This is a genomic window from Desulfarculus baarsii DSM 2075 (genome assembly GCF_000143965.1).
GTDB lineage: Bacteria > Desulfobacterota > Desulfarculia > Desulfarculales > Desulfarculaceae > Desulfarculus > Desulfarculus baarsii.
Window position 1 is genome coordinate 1895104 of the sequence record NC_014365.1, and the last position, 24392, is coordinate 1919495.

Below are 24392 nucleotides of genomic sequence, written 5' to 3' on the forward strand. Positions count from 1 at the left end.
ATTTTTTGGGCGTTTGCGCGCAAAACATAATGAATACGGCGCCATATCAATTCCACACGGTTAAAAAACACATAAAATGGCGAAATATATTGCAAACAAGCCAAATAGCCCCCGCGCCGACGGCTTGGCTCAGGGGCGCATCCTGGCCCAATCGTCGGCCGACACATAGTCGCAAAGCAGGTCGTGGGCCTGATCTATCCTTTTCAACGTTCGGAAGTCTTTCATGCTCATAACGCCCAGGTGCTGGTCGTTATTTTTGCTCTTTTGCGGGTCGGCCAGGGCGCGCAGGGCCGTGACCGCCGGGGAATTTTCAAAGCCGAAGCCATAGCCCAGCCAGCGAAGCCCCGCGTCCATGTAGGCGGTGAACTCCTCCACGAACGGCGCCATGTCCCGGGCCTCGATCGCCTGGCCCGCCGGGCAGTGCGCCGTGGCCCGAAACTGGCTGATCGTGGCCGCCAGCCGGCCATAGCCATGACCCTTGGCCCGGCCCATGGCGTGAAAGTATTTGGTCGGCTCTGAAAAATCGCCAAAATTCAGCGCCCATAACAGCGCGCCCAGCTCCGCGGCGTGCAGGTTGCGAAATCGAATGCGGCCCCGGAAGACATGGCCCGCGCCCAGGAAGCGCAGCTTGGTCTTTTGCTTCTCTTTGGCGTCGGCGGGCGGCTTGGGCAATTGCTGCCCCAAGCAGCGAACTGGATAGCGTTTGCGGCCGGCCAGGATGGCCATTTCGTCGTTGTAGTCCGCCGATGAGCCGGGGTCTTGGCCGTTTCTCAGATAAAATGGCCAGAACGAGGCCTTTGGGCCCATCATGACAGTGGTGCTAACAGGCATCAGATAGGGGTTCCGGCCCTCCGCAAGCGTGGCGAACTCAAAGGCCACCCGCCCCTTGAGGGCCAGGCGGTCGGGCCCGTCGGCGGCCTTTTTGCGCTCCGAGGGCAGGGAGCCCTCCACGTCGCCGAAGATGGCCCGCGCGAAGTCCAGCTCCCGCCCCAGTTCGGGGATGGAGTACTTTTCGCCATCCCGGCCCAGGGTGCGCTGGGCCAGTTGGCCCACGGAAAACTCGTAGGGGATCTTGATGACCCGGGAAAAGCCCATGTGGAAGCCATCGTCCTCGGTGCGCCCGTCCACCGGCGGCTGGCCGCAATAATAAACCGGGATGCCGGGGAAGTCATAACCCTGCTGGGGGGCTTCCGTCTTGCCGCCCGCATTCAGGGGGTTGGGATAGCCCATGCCCTTCAGCCATGTCTTCCAGTTGCCTTCCGGCTCCATGGCGCTTTTGGTCATCTTGGAATGCAGAAACGCGAACCGCTCCATGTAGTCTGGCGGCAGCGCTTTGAACTCGCCCGGCTCGTGAAAAATGGCCTCGAATTTTTGATCACCCTTTTTGGGCGTTGGATCAGCCTTTTTTTTGGTGTCAGCGCAGACGATTACGCCGGTATTTTTTTTGTCCACGACAGCATCGAAAAGCGCGGAAACAATATTCACGCCAGAGCCATGTTTTGCTTTGTGCTCATAGGAAATGACATGCGGCCCGAAGCCGGCCTTGGCGATAATATCCCTTTTCTTTTTAGCTTCGTTGATCCCAGGTTCACGTTTAACTTTTTTGTCAATCGCCTCAAGCAGCAGGTCGATTGGCAACATGGCGAACCCGCGCTCGCCCTTGGCGGCGGCCAATTGCCACTGGCCAGATTTTTGATCATAACGCAGCCAGCCGGCTTTCAAATCATTGGGCTTTACGTGCTGGCGATAGTGTTCTTGATCGTTGAAATCTCGATAGCCGAAGCGATGATGATCGTTGATTCGCCCCAGATGGGAAAAGGTGGCGATCTCCACCACCGCGCGGATCATGCCCTTTAGGCTGGGGCCGGGCAGGGCGTAACGCTGGCCCGGCAGGCAAAACGGCGAGTCGACGGAATCATCCTTGTCCTGGCCTGGCGCGCCCACGCAGATGGGGGTTTCGTTTCGCCATTCCACGGTCATGCCGCCCGACCAGCAGCCGGGCAAGGGGCGGGCGTGGCTGATCTGATCCAGGCGCAGGGGGGCGGGGATCACCCTGGAGTTTAGCGGAACAAAACGATAACTAGCCTTGGGGGCGGTGGACGTTTTAGGCTCGGTCATCTCGGGCGATCTCCTCCACCTGAAACCAGCCAAAGCCCTGGTTGGTTCCATGTCCCAGCATGAGCAGCGGATCGTCAACGGTCAGCTCGTGGATAAGAGCGCGAAACGCTTTTTCATCGGTTTCCGCGCCGGCTCCGAAGACCTGGGCTTGATTGGTCGCCGCATCGGTATGCCGCCGGCTTTCCAACACTAGCCTCACTTTGTATTTCACGCCCACGCGGGCGTTGGTGAAAAACAGCGCGCCATCAATGGGCCCGGCGGTGAAGCGGTCCAGGGCCACGCGGGGCACGACGCAGGTTTGGCCCGCGTCCTCGATCTCCAGGCTGGCCAGGCGCACCAGGCCCCGCCAGCCGGTGACGCCAAATAGCCGCTCGCTGGTGCTCAGCTCGACCGGGCTTTGCCTTGGTTTCAGAATCCGCTCGGGGTCATCGCCGTCCGACTCGTCTGCCAACTGGCTCAGCCAGGCCAAGCGCGCCCGCAACGCGCCCATCAGGCTCGAGGCCAGCAAATCCGGCTGGTTATCTTGGCGCAGCAAGGGCTGAAGCTGGTTGGCCGCGCCTTTTTGAGCGGCGGCGTCGGCCCCGGTCGGGTCTAGAACCAGGAACGGGCCCTCGCACGCCAAACGAAGGCTGATGCGCACGGCCGGGCTGGCCGAGGCGTCGGCGGGCAGGCAGACGGCTGTTTTCGCGCCGACGGTTGGCAGGCAGCGCAGCGCGTCAAAGCCGACCACCCGGGCCTGGAGCGAATCGGGCACAAGCCTGATCCGGCCGTTGCCCAAGGTGTAGCCCTTGCCCAGGGCGACGCCCTGGTGGCGGCCCAGCAGGGCCAAGGCCGGCAGCAATTTTTGTTGGCACTCCTCCCAGGCGCCGCGAAAAACCGCCCTGAACCGAAAACGAACCCCTTGCGGAACCATTTCTTGAAAAAACAGATACTTGTCGGCAGCGACGCCGGCGTCATGATCCACCCGGATGCGGGTCTGGATGTAGCTGAGCGCCTCATGGCGGTAATAGGGCAGGGGCGTGCGCTCGGGCGGGAAGTATTGCTCCAAGCCGTCCATATTGGCCAGGCGCAAGAGCACCTTGGCCATGGCGCCGACATCCTCGCTCTCCCGCGCTTCGCCAAAAAGGTGTTTGATATCAAGTTGATCCCAGCCAACGGCCCGGCAGGCGGCCCGCAAGCAGCCCTTGATCGCCGTGGCCGACAGGCAGGGCCGGTTTTCATGATCGCGGACAATGGTGGCCACCAGGGCGCCACGCCCCCGGTCATCGGCCGCCAGATGGCTGAGTTTCCGTGAGTCGTTCTCAAAGAGCTGGGCCAAAGGCGTGAAGTCGCCGGTTCCGACGTGCAGGGGGGACAAGGCCTCCAATTGGCCGCACAGGATGACCTGATCAAGCATGGCCGCCAACCTTGCGCAGGCGGAGCACATCCTCCCAGTCCGCGATGATCTCGCCATAGCCGTTCTCGGGCAGATAGGGGCAGGCGCGCCACGGCTCAGGGACGTTCCAGGTCTCGGCCTGGTAGACCGGTAGGCCATGGCGTATCAGGTGCGCGAAAAGGGCCCGCTGTTGGGCCGGATCGCCGTCGGCGAAGGCGATTAGGAACACCGAGCCGGGCTGGGTGAGGATGTAGGGCAGGTATCGGCCCGGCGAAGACGGGTAGCGCATGGCCCGGTAGCCGCCATCCCAGGCCTGGGCCGCGAAGAAATCAAACCGCGCCTCGTCGAGCTTCCCGGCCTTTGGCCAAAGCGTCAGCAGGTCGCGCCAATATTGCAGATATAGCGCTCTGGCCTCTGGTGATTGGTCCGACCGGCATTTTTCGGGGCTGAACAGGGCGGCCGGCGTCTGGAGGACGACCCGCCAGGTTTTGCCATCGGGGCCACCGGGCCTGGCCTGACGCTCGGCGCTGGCCTCCGGCCGCCAAGTGACCGTGGCCCGCGCGCCGGTCTTGCCGACGAAATCCAGGCCGGAGCAAAGCGTGGCCAGAATGGTGTTGACCACCGTGCTGTTTTGTTCATCTTCCGGGGCAAACAGCGCCGTGAAGCGCAGAACCTTTTCCTCGGGCTTGACCAGACGATACGAGAAAAGCTGGCTCTCCGCGGCCATCTCGGCGCCGGGAGCCATGGCCGTGCGGGTGCGCACGTGATAGTCAGAGCCGTCGCCGTCATGTTTCCAGTCGACGGCGAACCACACCTCTTCGCTCAGCCCGTCAAAGTCGTTGGCGTGGTCAAACAGATCGCCTTCCTGGCCGGCCTTGTCGCGATAGCGGGTCAGGGGCGGCTCAAAGCGCGGGCGGTCGCCCGTGGGGCCCAAGGGCACGGCGTGGCTGAGGCGCATGCGTTGCAAAGCGCCTTGCCAGCCGCTCTCGCCGGCCAGCTCCAACATGCGGGCCAGACAGCCTTTGATCACCCCACCGGGCACGATCTCTCGCCCCTGATAGATGTTCAAGGCCACCAACTCGGCGTCGACCAAATATGGGTCTTTGAAGCGCAGATCAAAGACGACGGGCCCGGCGGCGCTGGGCGGCGTCGCGGCCGGAGTTGGTTGGGAATTCACGAGCTCCAGCGTGGCGGCTTTGGTCAAGGCCTCCGCGTAGTCACCACAAGCGGTTTCGGCCAAAAAACCAAAGCCGGCCGACTTCACGCCGCCCAGGGCGCGGATGAACCCCAAGGCGGTTTCCGTGGCCTGCCTGAAAACCTTGGCCTCCGCGTCGTCGCCATAAAAAGTCATCGCGCCGCGAAAGTCCACCGGCGCGCCCAGGGCGAAGGGTTGCTCCAGCACCTGCAAGGCGCCGGTTTCCACGCTGCCGCTCTGGTGGTTTATTTGGATGCGGGTGAGAAAGCCGGGACGGGCGGGTTCGTCCGCGCCGCAGACCAAATCGTCAACGCGCGCAAGGCCCCGCTGGGGCGCGAAGCGGTCGGCCGATGGCTCCGGCTTGGCTGGCTCGTCTTGGCCATTTTTGCTCCGCGGCCAGGGGTTGGCGCTGGCGGAGCCAAACCACTCACACACCTTTTTTTCGTCGAACAAGGGCGGCGGGTCTTGCGCGGCGCGGGGCTGGGCTTGCATGCGACCGGCCATTTCCAGCAGCGTATGGCGCAACACGCCCCGGAGCAATGCGCCGGGAATGATCAATTTGCCCGCGTGGTCGCGGGCCAGGTGGGTGTCGACGCCCAGGAAGGCGACGTTCAGGCCCTGGCTGGCGAAGGGGCTTTCCAGGCGCAGGCAAATCCGATATTCGTGGCGCTGTTTAGCCAATGCCGGCCTCCCCGGCCGCGTCGGCCTTGGGGGCCGGTTCGACATATTCCCAAAGCTGCGTCAGGTTGATCAGGGGCATCAGGGGATGAGCGTCGGCATAGCCCAGGTGGGGATGACAAAGACCGCGCAGGGCGGGGCAGCCGTAGCGCGCCATTTCTTCATCGGCCTTGTCGAGCCATGCCGTGCGGGCCGTTTGGCTGGCGTCGCCGGCGGTTAGCAAGCCCTGGGCGATCCCGTCATCGAGCAGCCGCAGCAGCCGGCCGTAGGGCATGCCCTTGCCCTTGCCCATGCCTTTCAGCTCTTTTATGGCCTTGACCAGATCGGCGAAGCCATCGACGGGGCCGCTGGCCGTTTGGCAGGGGCCAAAGCCGAGGGTAAGGGCGGCGGGCTCGGATCGCCCATAGAGGCCTTGGCGATGGCCAGTCATGTCGACCGGCGGGTCGATGCCCAAGAGTACTTGATATTGCAGCACGTTTTTCTGCTGGGCCGGGTCGTCGGGGTTGACTTTTTTGGCGTGGTCGGCCAAGCCCTTGGCCAGGCGGCGCACCTCGCGGATCGGCGTCTTGCAATGGCAAAAGACCACGCCGATGCCGTAGGTGAGCTGAATCGACTCGCCGTTGCCATCTGGCAAGCGCCACTGCTCGCCGCCGAGCATTTGCTCCAAACACAGCAACAGCCCCACGGCCTCCCAGGCGGGCAAGACCATCCATGATTCATCGCCGCCCCAGCCCAGGGTCTCGAAGGGCACGATGGATTCGGTTTTTTCCGAAATATTGGTGGGATAGACGCTGGCCCCCATGTATTCCACGATGCCGGACAGCAGGCTTTTTCGGGCCGCCAGCACGGGGCCGCTGAAGGCCTCCACGCCCAGCTTGGCCCTGATCTTGCCGAACTTGTTGCCGTCCATGTAGAGCAGGGCCATTTTGTTGGCGATCTTTTTGGGCAGCCCCGGCGGGGGGTTGGCCACGATCTCGGCGAAGCTGTTGGCAAAACGAGCATTGTTTTCGCCAACAAGCGCCTTTGCCGCCTCTCCCAGCTCCCGTTCATAAAGCTTTTGCCGCAAATCCCTGCCCGATCTGAAGCGGGCGCGAACCGAGGCCGAGACCAGAAAGACATCCCCCTCGGGCTCGCCGGGCGAGCGCTTGGTCACCTCGCAGGCGGCGGGGCGCTTGAGATCCCACTGGCAAGGCCGGCCCGTGCTTGACGCGCTGGCCGGGGGCAGGGGGTCCACGGTCAGCTTTTGGAATTGCTGGCGGCGGATGCGGTTGTTCAGCCGGGCCAGGGCGGCCGGCTGGTCGCGGTCGTCGTCGGGGACCATGGCGACGTCGTGGGACACGGTGAGGTAGACGGGTATGTCATTCAGCGGCTCGCCGGGGTGTTGCAGATAGGCGGCGACATCGCCCTGGAGCGTGGCCACGAAATCGTCGAGGGGCGCCGCGTCGTCGGTGGTGATCAGGGCCAGGCCCTCGGACGCGCCGGTGTAGAGCTGTTCAAGGTTGTAGCGCTTTTGCGCGGCCAAGTGCTGGAAAAGCAACCCCGGCAGCTCCAGCAGGGCCCGGCTGCCGCCCCGCAGGGTGCTCAAGTCGTCGGTGTCGTCGATGGTGTTTTGGAAATTTTGGCCCTCGATGCGCAGCCAAAGCCGAGCCATGGCCCCCCCTTGTTGGCGTCGAAAGACTTGAGCGGGGCCGAGGCCCCGACCAAGAGCCGGCCGCTGGCGGTCCGGGCGATGATCGGGCGTGGCTGGCCGCGGGCGCGTCGCCCGGCCAAAGGCCGGACAAGACTAGACGTTAGCATGCGCTGCAAGGCCAGGCTGGCGCAAGCAAAAAGTCAATCCGCTTCCTCTAGCGGCATCCCTCAATAGTAAATCCTAGAGGTGCGAGCAGAGACGCCTTGCTTTGGTTTCAATCCGCTTCCTCTAGCGGCATCCCTCAATAGTTAACTCCTTGTTTCCTTCAGGAAATTTCCCGAGTTTCAATCCGCTTCCTCTAGCGGCATCCCTCAATAGACAGCAACAAGCCCTATGTGCAGTTCTACGTGAGTTTCAATCCGCTTCCTCTAGCGGCATCCCTCAATAGTGTGGGGTGGAAAATCCTCACAACGTCTTGATTGGGGTTTCAATCCGCTTCCTCTAGCGGCATCCCTCAATAGAGAGGTGATGGAGTCGGGCGGTGTTAAGCTCCCACGTTTCAATCCGCTTCCTCTAGCGGCATCCCTCAATAGGGAAGAAAAGAGAGGAAAAGACAATGAAAATAATGTTTCAATCCGCTTCCTCTAGCAGCATCCCTCAATAGGGTACCCTGGCCAACCGCCCGATTGCAATATTTATTTTTGGGGCTGTTTCCACACGGACATGCCATTATCGGTCGTCAGCCTGGCAAAAACCTTGCCATTTCGGGCCATGATCAATATAATCATTTGATTAAATTTGACAAACATCGTTTCCACATGGTTGATATGCGCCTTTATGCCAAGATAATCGCCAAAAGTAGCCTGATGCTGGCCTGGGAAAAGGTGCTGGCCAACAAGGGCGCCCCCGGCGGAGACCGCCAAACGCTGGATGATTTTGCCGAAAGCCTGGAGCGCAACCTGGAAGGTCTGCACGCCGCCCTGCGTTCGGCCAGCTATCGCCCCGGCCCCATCAGGAACGTGAGCATTCCCAAACGCGATGGCTCGCCACGCAGGCTTTCCATCCCCTCGGTGGCCGATCGGGTGGTGCAAACCGCCCTGTGCCAGGGGCTGACGCCCATCCTGGAGCCGGAGATGGAAGACGCCAGCTTCGCCTATCGGCCGGGGCGCTCGGTGCAAATGGCCGTGGAGCGCGTCGGCCGTTATTTCCGCCAGGGCTATCACTGGGTGGTGGACGGCGACATCGACGATTATTTTGACTCCATCCCCCACCACGGGCTCATGGCGGTTTTGCGCCGCTACGTGGACGATCAGGACGTGTTGGGGCTCATCGCGCAATGGTTGGCCCACGCCCATGCCGGCGGGGTGGGCGTTTCCCAGGGTTCGCCCCTGTCGCCCCTGCTGGCCAACATTTATTTGGACGACATGGACGAACGCATCGGCCGGACGGGGGCGCGTTTGGTGCGGTTTGCCGATGATTTTCTGCTGCTGTGCAAAAGCGAGGAGCGAGCCCGCGAGTCTCTGGCGGCGATGAGCGCGTTGTTGGCCGAGTATGGGCTGGGGCTCAACCCCGACAAAACCCGCATTGTCAACTTCGAGCAAGGCTTTGAGTTTTTGGGCCGGCTTTTTGTGCGCTCCATGGCCTTGGAGCGCGAGCAGGAGTCGGACGCGCCGCAAGAAACGCCGCCCGGCCCAACGCCCGACGATCCATCGCCGCCGGTGGAGCCCTTGCATCAGGCGTCGGAGGGCCCCGGCTTCCAAGACCTGTCGCCCCGGCTGCGGGTGATGTATCTCAGCCGCAAGGGTTGCCGCCTGGATGTGCGAGGCCGGGCCTTTGTGGTGCGTTCGGGCCCGGAACCAGACGCGCCGGAGCTGATGGTGGTCTTGCCCAGCCAGTTGGACCGCGTGGAGCTTTGGCCCGGCTGCGACATATCGCAAAAAGCCCAGCGTTTCGCCCTGGAGTGTCGCACGCCCGTGGCCTACGTGGATGGCTGGGGCCGCACCCTGGGCGTGTTGGAGCCCATGGTCGCCGACAAGGCCGCCCTGCACCTGGCCCAGGCGGCGGTGGCCCTGGACGAGACCAAGCGCCTGGCCCTGGCCCGGCTCATCTGCGCCGGCCGCGTGCGTGGCCAACGGGCCTTGCTCATGCGGCTCAACCGCCGGCGCAAAAACTCCGATATCGAAAGCAATCTGGCGGCCTTCAAGCAATTGCCGCGGCGCATCGCCACGGCCACGACCATCTCCGAGCTGCTGGGCCTGGAAGGAGAGGCGGCCAAGCGTTATTGGGCGAGCCTGGCCCTGTTGCTGGACAAAAGCTGGGGATTTTCCAGCCGCCAACGGCGTCCGCCGCGCGATGGGGTGAACATGGTCATCTCCTATGTCGCCTCCATGCTCTACCGCGATCTGCGCTGCCTGGCGGCCCGCCACGGGCTGCATCCAGGCTTCGCCAGCCTGCACGGCTCGTTGGACGGCAAGCCAGGCTGCATCTCCGATCTGGTGGAGGAGTTTCGCGCGCCGCTTTGCGAGGGGCTGGCGGTGTATTTGGCCAATAATCACATCTTGAAGAAAGAGATGTTTTACAAAACCGATAAATGGCCTTGCCATGTCACCCCCGAAGGGCGCGAAACCATCATTCGCGCTTACGAGGCTTGGCTCGATCGCCCCGTCAAGTCGCCGCGCTCCGGCGAAAAAGTGAAATGGCGTGGTCTGCTGGAGGAACAAGTCCTGGCCTACCGGGATCATGTCATGGGGCGGAGTGTTTATGCGCCCTACGACATGAAATATTGAGGCCCGAGAGCATGTCCGGCGCTGAAATGCTGGTGGTGTTCGCCTACGATGTGGAAGATGATTCCCGTCGGCGGCGGTTGGCCAGAGTGCTTGGGAACCACGCCGTGCGAGTGCAAAAAAGCGTCTTTGAGGCCTGGCTGGATGAGGGCGCGGCCAAAATCATCGCCTCGCGCGCGGCGGCCGAGCTGGGCCCCCGTGATTCCTTGCGGGTCTATGCCCTGGACGCCAGCGGTGTTGGGAAAACTCTGGTCTTTGGCGTGACGGCGCCCCCCCAGAGCCATGATTATTACTTTGTTTGAAGGATTATCACAGTGACCAAAGATGGCCTGAGCGCCTGGCTATTGCATCCCGATGGTCAAGCGTCGCTGGTGGAGCTTTGCGGGCTTTGGCGCGAGACTTTGGTGCGGGCCAGTTGCCTCCTGGACCCGCCGCCGTGGCAAGAAGGCGTTGCCCCGTGGGAACTGGCGGGCAAGGTGCGCGGCTCTTGGGGCGATGATCTCAAGCGCGGCGCGTCGCTGCTGGCCCTGGCTGGCCAGCCCTGCCCGTGGTGGCCGCCTTGCGCCCTGGACGTGTTTTTTCGGCCCCAAGGTAAGTTGACCGGTGGCCTGGAAATCCCCAAGCCCTACGTGATCAGGGTTGATTACGAACCAGAGGCGGGCATGGTGCGGATCGTCTTGGCGCTGTTTGGCCTGGCCGGCGACTATGCCACGGCGGCGGCGGCGTCCCTGGCCGCCGCTCTGCGACACAACCTGCGCTGGGCCCAGGGGCGCGCGCCCGGCTGCGAACTGGCCGATATGGAAATTGTCGCCGCTCCCGCGCCAGACCCAGGCGATGGCGCTCACAAAGCCTGTTTGCGCTTTTTGGCTCCGCTGAACCAGCGCAGCGGCCGAGAGAGTCTCTTGAGCCCGCAAAGCATGCTCACCGGCCTGGCCAACCGCGTCTCCGGCCTGGCGCGCTGGCATGGTCTGGAGCTGGCGGAGGACTTCAAGGAGCTCAAGCGCTTGATTCGAAGCCTGCAAGGGGAGTTCGAGCAAGCGGAGCGCCACCACTGGTTTCGTCAGTCCCAAAGGCAGGATGGCCGAAACATCCCCATGGAGGGTTTTCTGGGCGATCTTTGGCTCCGTGGGGATTTGCTTGCCCTGACGCCGCTGTTGGCGTTGGGCGAACGCTGTCATGCCGGTGGACGCGCGGCCCTGGGCATGGGGCAATATCGCCTGGAATGGCAGACATGAGGTCGGCCGACTGTTTTGGGTTGACCTCCGCCCATGGATGGGCAAATATTTCTCCATGTCTTTCAGGGCATTACAGTTCTTTCGGGCGGGTCTGATCCACGTCGCCATTGTTTAGCCATTGCTTGTTCGCTTGTCGCCAAGCCAGGGGGAGAAACGCGCATGCCGCCGGCCAACCGTCGCAAGGTGTTCATCAGCTATTGTCACGAAGACAAAGACTTGGCCAGGGACCGCCTTCTGGCCTGTCTGGAGGCCGGCGGCGTTGAAGCCATCATCGATATCAAACATTTCAAGGGCGGCACGACTCTTGCCGGCCAGATGGACCAACACCAAGACGACGCCGATCAGCAGGTTTTGCTGATTTCCAAAAAATATCTCGGCCAACCAAATTGCCAACGCGAGATGGCCCGCGCAATCGCCATGGACCCGGATTTTACTCACGGGCTGGCAGGGAACGGCCCCAAGGTGCTGCCCGTGTTGCTTGGCGATGTTGAGCGCGCAGAACTCCCCGCCGGTCTTACCCGGCCAAATCCGCTGATGCCGGATTTGCGCGATAAGCGCCCTTGCGCCGAAGGTGAAACGGAATGGGACCGCCTTGTAAAGCTTTGCGGCGCTGATCTTGGCACAAGCCCCACGGCCTGGCTGAAGGCCAGGGACAAAATTCGCCGACTAATGAGAAACGATAATCCGGTCTGCCTATATGTCAATGATAACCGCTCCGTCAATTGGAGGGGGCTCATCGATAATGTCTGCTCCGAACATGACCCCTGGGACGCGTTGCCCGATCTTGACCATCGCTTCGAACTCAAGGCCCCTTGCCCGACCGACAAGATAATCGGCGACATCGCCGGCGCGCGCGATGTTTTGGCCTTCAACCAGCACCTGGAACAGCGCCAAACGCGGCCTTGCCGGGTTTGTTTCACTCATTTCCATCTGGCTGCCCAACACCCAGGCTGGGACGCAGGCTTTTTGAGCAACCTGACCAACCTGGTTAAAAAACAGCATATCTGGCTGCTGGCGCAAACGCGCAGGCCCATGGACGCCACGGAACGGGAGCTTGTTCCCCCTAATGCCTATGACTATGAGTCCAGCCTGGCCGCGCTCTGCGCCGAGGTGAGGCTGTGATGGCCAAACCCAGCCTGCCCCTGGCCGAACTGCGCTTGTGGCCTTCCCACCACCGCGCGGCCCTGGCCTGGTTGGGGCTTTTTTATCGCGATCCCATGCTGTTTTGGGAGGAACTGGAGTCTATCCTCCAGCTCAAGTCGCGGATCAAAGCGACATTTTGTCTGTATGCCCATGCCCTGCCTTGGCTGTTTCTGGTTGTAGTTCTTGGCCGCTGGCTGCTCGTGGTCTTACTTCAGCCTGAGTTGCCCTATCACGGTTGGGCCGCCTTGCCGCGCCATGATTTCTGGATGGATAGCGTATTCGGGCTGGCAGTAGGGCTGGCATCCGGGCTGGCATTCGGGCTGGCATACGGCCTGGCAGTAGGGCTGGCAGTAGGGCTGGCAAAAGGGCTGGCAAGAGGGCTGGTATCCGGGCTGGCAGTAGGGCTGTTATTCGGGCTGGTATACGGGCTGTTATTCGGGCTGGACTCCGGGCTGGTATCCGGGCTGGTATACGGGCTGTTATTCGGGCTGGTATCCGGGCTGGTATCCGGGCTGGTATCCGGGCTGTTATTCGGGCTGGACTCCGGGCTGGTATCCGGGCTGGTATACGGGCTGGCAGTAGGGCTGGTATCCGGGCTGGTATACGGGCTGGCAGTAGGGCTGGCAGGAGGGCTGGCAGAAGGGCTGGCGTTGGGGCTGGCGTTGGGGCTGGCGTTTTTTATTTCTTTAACCAGAGCCTACTATCTGCCAGTTCATTTTTTCTTTCTCTGGCCAAATCTAAAAGCCAACCGCTACCCCCGCCACCCCGTGGCCTGGGACCAAATGTGCGACGCGCGTTTTTTTGGCCTGGGCCGCTTGCTGGTGGCCTGGGCCCAAGCGCAACCCCAACACGGCCGGGCCGAAATAGAACGCCTCATCGACACCTACCCGAGCCAACGCCAAGAGGCGCTGTGGGCCAAGACGGTGCTGGCCATCAGGGACATGGCCATGGAGGCCGATCTGGCCAAACTGCCGGCCATGGCCGCCGGCCTGCCCCGGGGCAAGAGGGGTTATCCGAGCCAAACCGAGCAGGTGGAAAGCCTGCTTTCTCCCGTGGCCGCTGGCTATCTGCGCTTGCGAAGCCAAGCCTCCCCGTGGCGCAAACTGGCGGCGGCGGAAAACTTGCGCGCGGCTGTCGAACAATTTCACGGCCAAGTGAGCGGGTTCGCCCGCCCTCTGGGCCCGGAACTGCGCCAGGCGGCCGACCAGTGGCGGACATTGGCTAATAACGAGGTGGCCAAGGCCCAGGCCAATATGGGCAAGGAAAAAATCCCCGCCTGCTTCAAAGCTGGCGGGGAACTGAAGATGGACAACGACGCCTTTGTCAAGCGTGAAGGCGTGCTGGAAAAACTTGAAGACGCATTGGAAGACCCGCGGTCACGGGCCAGTTTGATTCTCCAAGGCCGCCGCCGCACCGGCAAAAGCTCCCTGATCGCTAACCTGCGGCCGTTCCTGCCGGAGGATGTGTTGCTGGTGGATGTGTCCATGCAAAGCGCCGCGTCGCGCACCAGCCAAAACCATTTCGCCGCCTCCATCGCCAGCCAGATTTGCCAGGTCGTGCCCGAGGCTGCGTTGGGGCCGCCGCCCGAGCGGGAAATGCCGCTGTGCGAGTTTGAGGATCTGGCGCGGCGGGCTGATGAGCTTTTGGGCGCGCAAAGGCGGCAATTGCTGATCGTGGTCGACGAGTATGAAACGATCGACAGCTTAATTGGCGAAGGTCGCTTTCATGCCGATGACATCTTGTCGCTGCTGCGCGTCGCCATCGAAAAAAGGCGCAATATCTTTTGGATGTTCGTGGGAACCCATCATATCGCCGAATTGCGCAACGCCCAATGGGCCTCTTATTTGATCAGCCCGCGCACGATTGCTATGCCCAGGTTCACGCCCGATGAAACCCGCGTCCTGTTGCTGGAGCCCATGCGCCACGCCAGCGCCGAGCACAAGGTCGTCCACAAGGAGTCATCCTGGGGCGGCTCCGAGGGCATTGCGCGCATCCATCAAGAAACCGGCGGCTGGCCCTATTTTGTGCAGCTTTTGGCCGAAAACCTGCGCGGGATCATCAACAACACGCCCCAGGCGACCACGGTGACCGCGAAGATATTTGAGCGGGCGCGGCGGGAGGCCGTCGACGAGGCGGAAAGCGCCCTCCGGCAAATTCTGGCCCCGGATCTGGAAGGCGCCGAGGCTCAGTGGGAATATTTGCGCGGCTTCGTGGACCAAGAGGAACAACCCCCGCCGACCGACCGAGAAGTGTTGCAAGGGCTATTGTGGCGCGATCTCATCGAGCGCCACGACAATTGTTACCGCCTGACCGTGCCGCTATTTCGGCTGTGGATCGCAAAGCAGCCTTGAAAGCGTCTCCATTGCTTCCGCTCGCGGGGCTAGGGCGGCAACTAGCATAGTCTTGATGCGGGGCGACCATGATCAACCGGTCGCCGGCGCGCGTCACGCCTCGGGCGAGATGGTTTGACACGCTTCTTTCTGTCTGATATAAGTAAGTGTGTACTTACTACAGAGGCGGAAGCATGTCCCACGGCGAAAACCGCATGAGCGCGGAACAAAGAAAGCTACTCATTTTGGAGACGGCGCTTGATGTGTTTGCGCAAAAGGGCTTCAGTGGGGCGCGCACCAAGGAGATCGCCAGGGAGGCGGGGGTGAGTGAAACTCTTTTGTTTCGTCATTTCAAGAACAAAGAAAATTTATACGTCGAGGCGTTGCATCAGCTTTTCGCCCATCATCCGGTGGGTGAGGAGATGGCGCCGGCCATGCGGGCCGGCGATGACCGGGAAGTGCTATACACCATCGCCCGCCACATCATGGAGCACGTGGGCCGTGACAAGCGCATAGTGCGTCTCACTTTTTTCAGCAGCCTGGAGGGCCTGCACATGGCTGATCACGAGAGAACCCCCATCCGGATTCTGGAAGAATATTTTGCCAAGCGCATGCAAGAAGGCGCGCTCCGGGCCAAGGAACCGCACCTGACCGCGCGCTTTTTCCTTTTCGCGGTTTTTTTGTATGTAACGGATATGCATATGAATTTATTCGGTGAGCCCCTGGGGATCAGCGACGATGAGGCGGCTTGGACCCTGGCGGACATATTCATGGACGGGCTCTTGCCCCGGGGCTAGGCCCTATTTTTTTTGTGGTCCATAAAAGTAAGTACTTACTACGATGGGAGGAAATAAGCATGGCGGAACATGTGTGCCCGGTGTGGGTGGGATATCTGCTCTTGAGCCCACTCAGAAAGCTTATGGAAAGCCCCCGCAAATTGCTGGGATCGTACATCTCGCCCGGCATGACCGTGCTGGAGCCGGGCTGCGGCATGGGCTTTTTCACCCTGCCCGTGGCCCGGATGGTGGGGCCGGAGGGCAAGGTCGTGGCGGTGGACATCCAACCGAAGATGCTGCAAAAGGTGCGCGCCCGGGCCGCGAGCGCCAAGCTTCTGGACCGCATCGAGACGCGCCTGGCCACGGGCGACGTGCTGGGGTTGGAGGATCTGGCGGGCGGGGTTGATTTCGCCTTGGCCCTGCACGTGGTGCATGAGCTAAAGGACCAGGCGGGTTTTTTTCGCGAGATCCATGAGGCCTTGAAACCGGGCGGCAGGCTTCTGGTGGTCGAGCCCAGGGGGCATGTCAGCGCGGATAACTTCGCCGAATTCCTGGCGTTGGCGCATCGCGCGGGCTTGGAAACCGACCCCGCCGAGCCTCCGCGCGGCCTGCGGGCCTTGCTTGTCAAGCCGGAAAGGAAAGAGCAATGAGAAACAAGGCGAAATGGTGGGTCGTGGGAGGAGTGATGGTTATCGCCTTCGCCATGACGCTCACGCAGTCGCCTCGGGCCATCAGCCGCATGCTGGCCGTTGTGGCGAGCGATCTTGCCATGCTTTCGCTATTGATGCACGTGGCGTTCTTGGCCGTGCTGACGGCCGGACTGCTGCTGCCCGGCGCTAGGGCCCGCCTTTTTGGCGGCTTCTTGGGCTTGTTGGCCGCCTCGGCCACCGGTGTCGCGCTCTACTACTTCGTCCTGCCCAATGTATTGCTGTTCGGGCTCTATCTCGCGCTTATCCTTAATGGCCTTTGGCGCGGCGAGTTGAACTGGAACCTGGGCAAGACCAATGCCGCGGACCGGCTTTTCGGCCTCGTGGGCCTGATATTCGGTTTCTGGTACTTGCATTGGGTGCAGAGCCCAATCATGCTGAACGCACTGTTGGTTTCGCCGCTGGGGGTGTTGAATTGCCCCACCATGCTCACCATAAGCGGGTTTTTGTGCCTGACCAGCCAGCGGCCCCCCGTGTTGGAGCTGGTCTCCGGCGTGGTGTGCGTATATTTCGGGCTGTTCGGCATATTCCAGTTAAGCGCCTACGTGGACGTGGCCCTGGTGGCTTGCGGGGCGTATCAGCTTGCCAGGCTGGCAATTACGGCCCGGCAAGGCGCGGCGCTGGAATCGGGCAGGCTCGGGAAGGCATGAACGGCCGGCTAGTTTGAGGCCGCTGCACGGTGAAACATAACAAATGTTGTAAAAACAGATAATAACCCGTGAAACATAAATTCTACCGTGCGGCGTCCGAAGCGCGCCATGGACGGCGCGCCAAATCGCCAGTCTGATTGGGCGAGCGATTTGCGAGGCTTGGCAAAACCGCGCTTTTGCCAAGCCGATGCTGCACGGGGCAGGACGCCCCCGCGCGGCGCTCTCACTTTTCGTGTCGCGATGAGCTGCTGGCCGCGTTGCCTTGGGCAAGGCGCGGAGCAAAGCGGCGATGCCCCAAAAAACAAAACAGCCACGGCGCGAACGCCATGGCTGTTTGTCTTTTTGCTGGTCGGGACGACTGGATTTGAACCAGCGACCCCTTGAACCCCATTCAAGTGCGCTCCCAGGCTGCGCCACGTCCCGACGGCGCAATTTGTACCACCGCCGGCGGTCGTTGTCAATTGGCTAACCGGCCCGCCGGGCCACTAACAGGGCCGCGCGTTCAATAAAATCGCTGGCCAGCTTGAAGCCGCCGCCCACCCGGCGCGGGGCGGGAAACCATTGCTCGTGCAGGGCCGCCTGGGCCGGCGTGGCCGCGCGGCCGACGAGCAGCGCGGCCTGGGCCGCCAGCGCCGTTGGACCATCGCGCAGCAAGGCCTCGACGCTTTCGACCAGGCTGGGCCAAAAAGGCGCTCGCGCCAGACGCGTATCGGCATGACGGGCGACAAAGGCCAGCATCCGCGTCAGCGACCAGAACTCCAGGCCCCTGGCCCCGCGCCGCCACAGAGGCATCACCGGGTGCCGCGCCCGCCACAGGCCCATGTCCGCGCCAAGCTGCCAGAGATCCCAGGCCTCGGCCGCCAGGCGCGCGGCCTCCGGGCTGGGTAAGGCGGCGGGGCGCTCGTCGGGGGCGGCCGGACCGTCTATGCCGGCCCAGAAGCGCCACAGGTTTTGCAGGGCCAGGCCGCCGGGCCCGTCGCCGGTGGTGTCCAGGTGCGGGTAGCTGGCGATGACCTTGCCCGCGCCGAAATGCGCGCCGATCACCGCTGGTTGGCCGAGCAACACGCCTGGATCCAGGCGCAGGCCGTATTGCCGCTCCAGGCCGGCCAGGGCCTGGGCGTCCAGGCCGCCCACCGCCACGTCGGCGCAGTGAAACAGGGGCATGGGCTGGTCGTAGACTGCTAGTATGTCGACTTCGGCCCCTTGGGGCCTGGCGAATTGGCCGGGAAACCAGACGTGGAACACGGCCCGGCCGTCCATGCCGCGCCACAAGGCGTGAGCGGCCGCGCCGTCGGGGGCGCTGACCTGGATGGGCCCGCTGGCCGAGGGCAGCCGTCCGCCGCCCCGGTCACGGCCCAGCGGCAAAAGGCCAAGCCCGCCGTCGCCGGCCAGGGCCAGCCCGGCCCCGCCGCAAAAGCCCAGATAACAACCGCCGCCGTTGACGAAAGCGCGCACGCCCTCGACCCCGGCCGGGCCCAGGGCCGCCAACTTGAGCGCCGGCCAACCGCCGGGCGCCACCAGAAGCCTGGCCCCTTGGAGGTGGCCGGCGATGATTTCGGCGGCGGTGATGGGCTCCAGGGGCAGGCCCAGCAGGCGGGCGCTTTCCAGGGCCATCAGGCCCCACAGGCCCGAACTGTCCCAAAGCAGGCGGGCGGGCGGGCTTGGTTGAGGCATTGGCGGCGATGCTCCGGCGTTCGAGACGTTGCCGGTCAGTATGCCGCCATGGCCGGGGCTGGTCAACCTTTCAGCGCGCGCAAGCTGGCGATCAAGGCTGGCGTGAATTGCACGACGTCCTCGACCACGCAGACATCGGCCTCGTTGAAGATGGCCGCCTGGGGGTCGTTGTTAATGGCCACCACCAAGCCCGCCCCACGCATGCCGGCCACGTGCTGGCTGGCCCCGGAGATCCCGCAGGCGATGTAGAGCTTGGGGCTGACGGTCTGGCCGGTGACGCCCACCTGCCAGCGATATTCCAGCCAGCCGTCATCGCACACCGGCCGCGAGCCGGCCACGGCCGAGCGGGGGAAGAGGGCGGCCAGATCGCGCATGAGGGAAAGGTTTTCGGGCTTGCCCAGGCCGCGGCCGGCGGCCACGATCACCTCGGCGTCGGCCAGGCTGGCCCCGGCCTGGCTCTGGCCGGCGGCGGGCAGATCGGCGGTGCGGCGGGCCACGGCCGCCATGCGTTGGCGGGTGGCCTGGCCGGCCGGGCCGGCGCCGGCCAGGTGAGGCGCGAAAAAGCCGGGCTGGACCAGGACCACGGCGCTGGCCGATAGCGGTCGCAGGCGTTGCAACAGCTTGCCGCCGTGAACCTCGCGGACGAACAGCGGGCCGTCTTCGTCGGCCTCCAGGCCCCGCGCGCCGCCGATGCAGGCCGCGTTAAGGCGGGCGGCCAGGGCCGGGCCCAAATCCTGGCCCTGGCTGGTGGCGGCCATGAGCACCCAGCGCGCCGCCAACTGACCCAGCAACTCGGGCAGGAGCGCCAGCCAGGCCTCGGCGCTGTAGCCGACAAGGCCTTCGGCCTCCACGGCCAGGGCGTCGAGGCCGTGCTCGGCGGCCAGCAACTGGGCCGTGGGCCAGGCGTCTTGACCCAGGGTGATGCCCAGGATCGGCGCTGGGGAGAGTTCTTGCAGACGGGCGGCGCAGGTGATGGCCTCCAGGGAGGCCGGGGCGATCCGGCCGGAGTGGCTTTCGACGATGACGACGATGCGCTGGGGCATGGTTTTGGCTCCTTGTGGCGCTTCGGACCTCAGATCAAGGCCTTGTCGCGCAGAATCCGGGCCAGGGCCTGGGCCTTGGCCGTGGCGTCGCCTTGCGGGAACAGGCCTTGGCGCGTGCGCTGGGGCAGGGCCAGGCCGCTGATTTGCACCAACGGCTCGGGCGCGGGCAGGTCGGCCCAGTCCACGCGCGCATGCTCTTGGCCCTTGGCGCGCAGCAGGTTGGAGAGGCTGGGGTAGCGCGGCTTGTTCAGGCCGCTTTGCACGCAGACCACCGCCGGCAAGGGCGCATGCAGGCCGTGGCGCTCCCCGCCCTCGGCCTCGCGCCACAGCTCCAGGCCGCGGCCTTGGGCGTCCAGCTCCAGCGCCACCACGGCCGTGGCCCAGGGCCAGCCCAGCAGCGCCGCCAGCATGGGCCCCACCTGGGCCTGCATGGCGTCCTCGCTCATCACGCCGCAGAGGATCAGATCGTAGCCCCGGCCCTGGGCAAAGCCGGCCAGGCAGGCGGCGGTGCGCCTGGCGTCCAGGTCCAGGCCCTCGGGGGTGATGATCTGCGCGCCCTGGTCGCAGCCCATGCCGATGGCCCGCTCCAGCACGGCGGCCGTGCGCGGTGGACCCAGCGAAATCACCTCCGCCGTCACGCCCGGCCTGGCCTTTTTGATGGCCACCGCCGCCTCGACGGCAAACTCGTCGTAGCGGTTCATCTGCCAGCGCGGCTGGCCCGGCCGCGTCAAAGAGCCGTTTTGGTCGATCTCGACGTGGGCCTGGGGGTCGGGAACTTGCTTGGCGCAGACCAGGATCTTCATGCACACCCTCGCGGCAAATTGTGGCCAAGGGCCGTTGTTTATCTTTATCATCTATATCGAGAGCGCTGCACGGGGGCGTCCTGCCCCGTGCAGCATCGGCTTGGCAAAAGCGCGGTTTTGCCAAGCCTCGCAAATCGCTCGCCTAATCAGGCTGGCGATTTGGCGCGCCGTCCATGGCGCGCTTCGGCCGCCGCACGGTAGAATTCATGTTCACAGGTTATTATCTGTTTTTACAACATTTTTTATGTTTCACCGTGCAGCAGCCTCATATCATGAGACCATTGCCCGGGGCCTTCTGCTTGGAGTTTAAGCCAGGGCAAGGGCCGAGGCAAGAAAAAATAGAACGAACGTTCGATTTTTATTGACTTGATTGGCTGGCCGGTGCATGATTCGATCATGGACAAACGGCGGCCGGTAGGACGCATAGCTGATAAGCGGGGATCGACCGATGGGCGTTATCTATTTTATCCGACACGGCCAGGCCTCTTTCGCCAGTGACAACTACGACCGTCTTTCCGGCCTGGGCCGGCGGCAAAGCGAGATTCTGGGCCAATATCTGGCCGAGACGGGCATGGGCTTCGACGCGGTTTACAGCGGCGACATGGTGCGCCAGATGGACACGGCCAACATCGTCTTGGAGCGTTTGGGCCACGGCGGCGACGAGTTGGTCATCGACCCCGATCTGAACGAATATAGTTCGTTTATCATTTTGAAGGCCTTGCTGCCCGAGATGATCGCCGATGATCCATCGTTGGAGCGGGCGGTGGAGGGCATGTACAAGGACAACCGGTCATTCCAGAAGGTCTATGAAAAGGGCATGTTGCGCTGGGTGAGCACCGATCGCGACATCCCTGGGCTGGGCTCGTGGAGCGGCTTTCATCGTCGGACGCAGCAGGCCATCCGGCGGATCATGGCCGAAAACCAGGGTTCTGGCCGGCGGGTGGCGGTGTTCACCTCGGGCGGGCCGATTTCCTCGGTGATGAACATGGCCCTGGGCCTGGATGACGAAGTGACGTTACGCATCACCTGGCAGATCGTCAACTCCTCGATCACGGCGTGCAAATTCAGCGGCGACAGGTTTTTTCTCTGGTCGTTCAATTCCATCGCCCATCTGGATCAGGCCCGCGACGCGGCGTTGATAACCTATAGGTAACCCCTTTAACGAAGGCGAGGCAGTCATGGATTTTTCCATCTCTCCGAAAATGCAGACAATTTTGGGGATGATCAACGAGTTCGTCGACAAGGAGCTCATCCCCATGGAGCACGATTTCCTGACCAAGGAATTTTCGTCGCTGGAGCCGGAGCTGGAAGAAAAACGGCGCATGGTCAAGGAGATGGAATTGTGGGCGCCCATGCATCCCAAGGATTTTGGCGGCATGGGGCTCAATCTGTTGGAGTACGGCCTGGTCTGCGAGGCGCTGGCCCGCACGCCGTTGGGCGTCTACACCTTTGGCTGCCAGGCCCCCGACGCCGGCAACGCCGAGATTTTGCACAAGTATGGCACGCCCGAGCAAAAGGAAAAATATCTGCGCCCGGTGATCAACGGCGAGATTCGCAGCTGCTTCTCGATGACCGAGGTCGACCTGCCCGGCTCCAACCCGGTGCTGATGGACAGTAACGCCGTCCTCGATGGCGACGAGTGGGTCATCAACGGCCACAAGTGGTACACGTCCTCGGCCGATGGCTCCAAGTTCGCCATCGCCATGGTCAAGACCGAGCCCGACGCCGCGCCCCACCTCCAGGCCTCGATGATCATCGTGCCCACCGACACCCCCGGCTTCAACCTGGTGCGCAACATCCCCGTCATGGGCCACACCGGCGACAGCTGGCACAGCCACGCCGAGATCTTGTACCAGAACTGCCGCGTGCCGGCCGAAAATCTGCTGGGGCCACGGGGCATGGGCTTTATCCTGGCCCAGGAGCGTCTGGGACCGGGCCGCATCCACCATTGCATGCGCTGGATCGGCATCTGCAACCGTTGCCTGGAGCTGGTGCTGGAGCGGGCCACCACGCGGCCCATCGCCCCGGGCCAGGTGCTGGCCGACAAGCAGATCATCCAGACCTGGATCGGCGAGATGGCCGCCCAGATCCAGGCCGCCCGGCTGATGGTGCTGCACTGCGCCTGGAAGATGGACACCCTGGGCACCAAGGAGGCCCGCGAGGAAATCTCGCTGATCAAGTTCTACGCGGCGGGCGTGTTGCAAAAAGTGATGGACACCGCCCTGCAGGTGCATGGCGGGCTGGGCATGACCGACGACACTGTGATAGCCTCGTTCTACCGTGGAGAGCGGGCCGCGCGCATCTACGACGGCGTGGACGAAGTGCACAAGCTGTCGGTGGCCAAGCGCATCATCAAGGAGTACAAGGCCAAAAAGGGCCAAAAGTAGCCGCCGCGCCGGGTGGCCTGAAAGAAATGGCGCGGGGCTTGTTCTTGGCCCGTGGAGAACGATCGCACCGATGAACTTTGCCGAATTCAACGAGATGGTCAGCGTGTCGTGGGTCGACATGTGCCAGAGGGTATATGAAGAGCACGGCGAGAGCATACGCATCAAAAAAGGCAAAACCGTCGCCAAGAACTTGCCCCGCATTTTTGAAGCCACGCTGCGCATCAGCAATCAGCACGGCTTTCAGGCCATGAGCATGCGCGCCCTCAGCCGGGAGACCGGTCTGAGCATGGGCGCGCTCTACGCCTATTTTTCCAGCAAGGAAGAGCTGCTGGAGCTGTTGCAGCGGGCCGGCCGTTCGATGACGATGATGATCCTTGGCCAGTGCCTGGAGAAGGTCGAAGGCGCGCGGGAACGGCTGCGCGTGGCCATCGAGGCGCACCTGTTTCTCAGCGAGGCCATGCAGCAATGGTTTTATTTTTCCTACATGGAAGCCAAGCACTTGGGCCCCGAGGAAAAAGACAAGGCCATGGCCGGCGAGTTGCAGACCGAAAACATGGTGGCCGAGATCATCCGGGCGGGCCAGGCCGAAGGCGTTTTCATCGCCACCGACGCCCAGTTGTTGGCGGCCTGCGGCAAGGCCCTGATGCAGGACTGGTACGTCAAGCGGTGGAAATACGCCAAGCGCGGCGTCAGCGTGGATCAGTACGCCAGGTTCGTCATCGAGATGGTCGAGGCCTATTGCCTGGCCCCGGCTGGGCGTCAATAGTTATCGGAATCGAAGAGGGTAGGACATGGATCTGACCGACAGCCCTGCGGATGTGCGCAAAGGCGAGGAACTCGACCCCAAGGTCATCGACCAATATCTGCGCGAGAACATCTCCGGCCTTCGCGGACCCTTGGAGATCAGGCAGTTTCCCGGAGGTTTCTCCAACCTCACCTATTTCGTCAAATACGGCGACGCCGAGATGGTTCTGCGCCGGCCGCCCTTTGGCACCATCCCCAAGAGCGGCCACGACATGGCCCGCGAATATCGCATTCTGCGGGCGATCCATCCGGTGTTTCCCTACGCGCCGCGGCCGATCGTTTTCTGTGACGACCCGGCGGTGATGGGTTGCCCGTTTTATGTGATGGAGCGCCTGCACGGCTTTATCCTGCGCAAGCACCCGCCCAAGGGTTTCCACATGGACCCCAAGGACGCCCGCCGTTTCAGCGAGCGCATGGTCGAGGTGCTCTACGAGCTGCACTGCGTGGACTACAAGGCCATTGGCCTGGGCGATCTGGGCAACCCCGACGGCTACGTGCGCCGCCAGGTGGAGGGCTGGAACGCCCGCTATCGCAAGGCCCGCACGCCCGACGTGCCCGATTGCGAGGAGATCATGCAGTGGCTGGTGGAGAAAATGCCGCCAGAGTCCGACCGCAAGGGCATCGTGCACAACGATTTCAAGGTCGACAACCTGCTTTTGGACCCCAACGACCTGACGCGCATCGTGGGCGTGTTGGACTGGGAGATGTGCACCCTCGGCGATCAGATCACCGATTTCGGCCACATGGTGGCCTATTGGGTGGAGCAAGGCGACCCGGAGGAAGTGCACCGCATGCGCCAGAACTGCACCACCCTCGACGGCATGATCAGCCGGGCCGAGATGATCGCCTACTACAGCAAGCTGGCCAAGGTGGACCTGAGCGATTTTGACTATTACTATTGCTTTGGCCTGTTCCGCCTGCTAGTAATCCTGCAGCAGATATACTACCGCTCGTATCATGGCCAAACCCAGGATCCGCGCTTCAAAGTGCTGGGTTTTGGGGCGGCGGTTCTGGAAAGGGCTTGCCGAAGGGTCATCGATCGGTCAGGATTGTAATATTTG

At 62.9% G+C, this 24392-nt stretch carries 19 protein-coding genes, 1 tRNA gene and 1 CRISPR repeat array; of the genes, 12 read left to right on the plus strand and 8 right to left on the minus strand.

Going from position 1 to position 24392, the window contains the following annotated elements; all coding sequences use genetic code 11:
- Nucleotides 1–129 precede the first annotated feature (129 nt).
- From DEBA_RS08440 to DEBA_RS08455, 4 genes are read right to left on the minus strand one after another with little or no spacing between them, the layout of a single operon-like run.
- Nucleotides 130–2118, minus strand: a complete 1989-nt coding sequence (locus DEBA_RS08440) for a TIGR03986 family type III CRISPR-associated RAMP protein (protein WP_013258508.1) — start codon at nt 2116–2118, stop codon at nt 130–132.
- Entirely contained in the window at nt 2105–3514 is a 1410-nt protein-coding gene (locus tag DEBA_RS08445; protein ID WP_013258509.1) for an RAMP superfamily CRISPR-associated protein, read from the minus strand. Before DEBA_RS08445 ends, DEBA_RS08440 begins: the two co-directional genes overlap by 14 nt.
- Entirely contained in the window at nt 3507–5369 is a 1863-nt protein-coding gene (locus tag DEBA_RS18375) for an RAMP superfamily CRISPR-associated protein (protein WP_013258510.1), read from the minus strand. Before DEBA_RS18375 ends, DEBA_RS08445 begins: the two co-directional genes overlap by 8 nt.
- Nucleotides 5362–7017, minus strand: coding sequence for a hypothetical protein (locus DEBA_RS08455; RefSeq protein WP_013258511.1), 1656 nt, complete (start codon nt 7015–7017; stop codon nt 5362–5364). Before DEBA_RS08455 ends, DEBA_RS18375 begins: the two co-directional genes overlap by 8 nt.
- Before the next feature lie 176 nt (nt 7018–7193).
- Nucleotides 7194–7660: direct repeats of the CRISPR family, unit length 37 nt; unit sequence GTTTCAATCCGCTTCCTCTAGCGGCATCCCTCAATAG.
- Nucleotides 7661–7862: 202 nt separating this feature from the next.
- Between DEBA_RS08455 and cas1 the strand changes: the two genes are divergently transcribed.
- From cas1 to DEBA_RS08495, 8 genes are all read left to right on the plus strand, one after another.
- Nucleotides 7863–9782, plus strand: a complete 1920-nt coding sequence (gene cas1 / locus DEBA_RS08460) for a CRISPR-associated endonuclease Cas1 (RefSeq protein WP_187288522.1) — start codon at nt 7863–7865, stop codon at nt 9780–9782.
- An 11-nt stretch (nt 9783–9793) separates the two neighbouring features.
- Nucleotides 9794–10081, plus strand: coding sequence for a CRISPR-associated endonuclease Cas2 (gene cas2, locus DEBA_RS08465; protein WP_013258513.1), 288 nt, complete (start codon nt 9794–9796; stop codon nt 10079–10081).
- A gap of 12 nt (nt 10082–10093) precedes the next feature.
- The gene (gene cas6, locus DEBA_RS08470; RefSeq protein WP_013258514.1) at nt 10094–11014 is read left to right on the plus strand and encodes a CRISPR system precrRNA processing endoribonuclease RAMP protein Cas6; all 921 of its coding nucleotides are present in this window, start codon (nt 10094–10096) and stop codon (nt 11012–11014) included.
- A 159-nt stretch (nt 11015–11173) separates the two neighbouring features.
- Nucleotides 11174–12136, plus strand: a complete 963-nt coding sequence (locus DEBA_RS08475; protein ID WP_013258515.1) for a toll/interleukin-1 receptor domain-containing protein — start codon at nt 11174–11176, stop codon at nt 12134–12136.
- Complete coding sequence (locus DEBA_RS08480; RefSeq protein WP_013258516.1) at nt 12136–14508, plus strand: AAA family ATPase; 2373 nt, start codon at nt 12136–12138, stop codon at nt 14506–14508. Before DEBA_RS08475 ends, DEBA_RS08480 begins: the two co-directional genes overlap by 1 nt.
- Nucleotides 14509–14681: 173 nt before the next feature.
- A complete protein-coding gene (locus DEBA_RS08485) occupies nt 14682–15284 on the plus strand; it encodes a TetR/AcrR family transcriptional regulator (RefSeq protein WP_013258517.1) in 603 nt (200 codons plus the stop codon).
- 101 nt (nt 15285–15385) lie between these two features.
- Nucleotides 15386–15913 carry a class I SAM-dependent methyltransferase gene (locus tag DEBA_RS08490; protein ID WP_222831998.1) on the plus strand — a complete coding sequence of 176 codons (528 nt, stop codon included), beginning with the start codon at nt 15386–15388 and terminating at the stop codon, nt 15911–15913.
- Nucleotides 15910–16620, plus strand: coding sequence for a hypothetical protein (locus DEBA_RS08495; protein WP_043814090.1), 711 nt, complete (start codon nt 15910–15912; stop codon nt 16618–16620). The genes DEBA_RS08490 and DEBA_RS08495 overlap by 4 nt, the downstream gene beginning before the upstream one ends.
- A gap of 346 nt (nt 16621–16966) precedes the next feature.
- Here DEBA_RS08495 and DEBA_RS08500 read toward each other — a convergent pair.
- The 4 genes from DEBA_RS08500 to DEBA_RS08515 all read right to left on the minus strand — a co-directional run bounded on the left by DEBA_RS08500 (nt 16967) and on the right by DEBA_RS08515 (nt 20140).
- Nucleotides 16967–17043 (minus strand) — tRNA-Pro (locus DEBA_RS08500).
- Between the two features lie 42 nt (nt 17044–17085).
- On the minus strand, nt 17086–18294 hold the full coding sequence (locus DEBA_RS18380; RefSeq protein WP_013258520.1) for a hypothetical protein: 1209 nt from the start codon (nt 18292–18294) through the stop codon (nt 17086–17088).
- 62 nt (nt 18295–18356) lie between these two features.
- Nucleotides 18357–19337, minus strand: a complete 981-nt coding sequence (locus DEBA_RS17010; protein WP_013258521.1) for an electron transfer flavoprotein subunit alpha/FixB family protein — start codon at nt 19335–19337, stop codon at nt 18357–18359.
- Between the two features lie 29 nt (nt 19338–19366).
- The gene (locus DEBA_RS08515) at nt 19367–20140 is read right to left on the minus strand and encodes an electron transfer flavoprotein subunit beta/FixA family protein (protein WP_013258522.1); all 774 of its coding nucleotides are present in this window, start codon (nt 20138–20140) and stop codon (nt 19367–19369) included.
- 448 nt (nt 20141–20588) lie between these two features.
- Here DEBA_RS08515 and DEBA_RS08520 point away from each other — a divergent pair, with 448 nt between their 5' ends.
- From DEBA_RS08520 to DEBA_RS08535, 4 genes are all read left to right on the plus strand, one after another.
- Nucleotides 20589–21293: a histidine phosphatase family protein gene (locus DEBA_RS08520; RefSeq protein WP_013258523.1), complete on the plus strand. Its 705-nt coding sequence runs from the start codon at nt 20589–20591 to the stop codon at nt 21291–21293.
- 25 nt (nt 21294–21318) lie between these two features.
- Complete coding sequence (locus DEBA_RS08525) at nt 21319–22527, plus strand: acyl-CoA dehydrogenase family protein (RefSeq protein ID WP_013258524.1); 1209 nt, start codon at nt 21319–21321, stop codon at nt 22525–22527.
- A 70-nt stretch (nt 22528–22597) separates the two neighbouring features.
- The gene (locus DEBA_RS08530) at nt 22598–23293 is read left to right on the plus strand and encodes a TetR/AcrR family transcriptional regulator (protein WP_013258525.1); all 696 of its coding nucleotides are present in this window, start codon (nt 22598–22600) and stop codon (nt 23291–23293) included.
- A gap of 25 nt (nt 23294–23318) precedes the next feature.
- The gene (locus DEBA_RS08535) at nt 23319–24386 is read left to right on the plus strand and encodes a phosphotransferase family protein (RefSeq protein ID WP_013258526.1); all 1068 of its coding nucleotides are present in this window, start codon (nt 23319–23321) and stop codon (nt 24384–24386) included.
- Nucleotides 24387–24392: the final 6 nt, after the last annotated feature.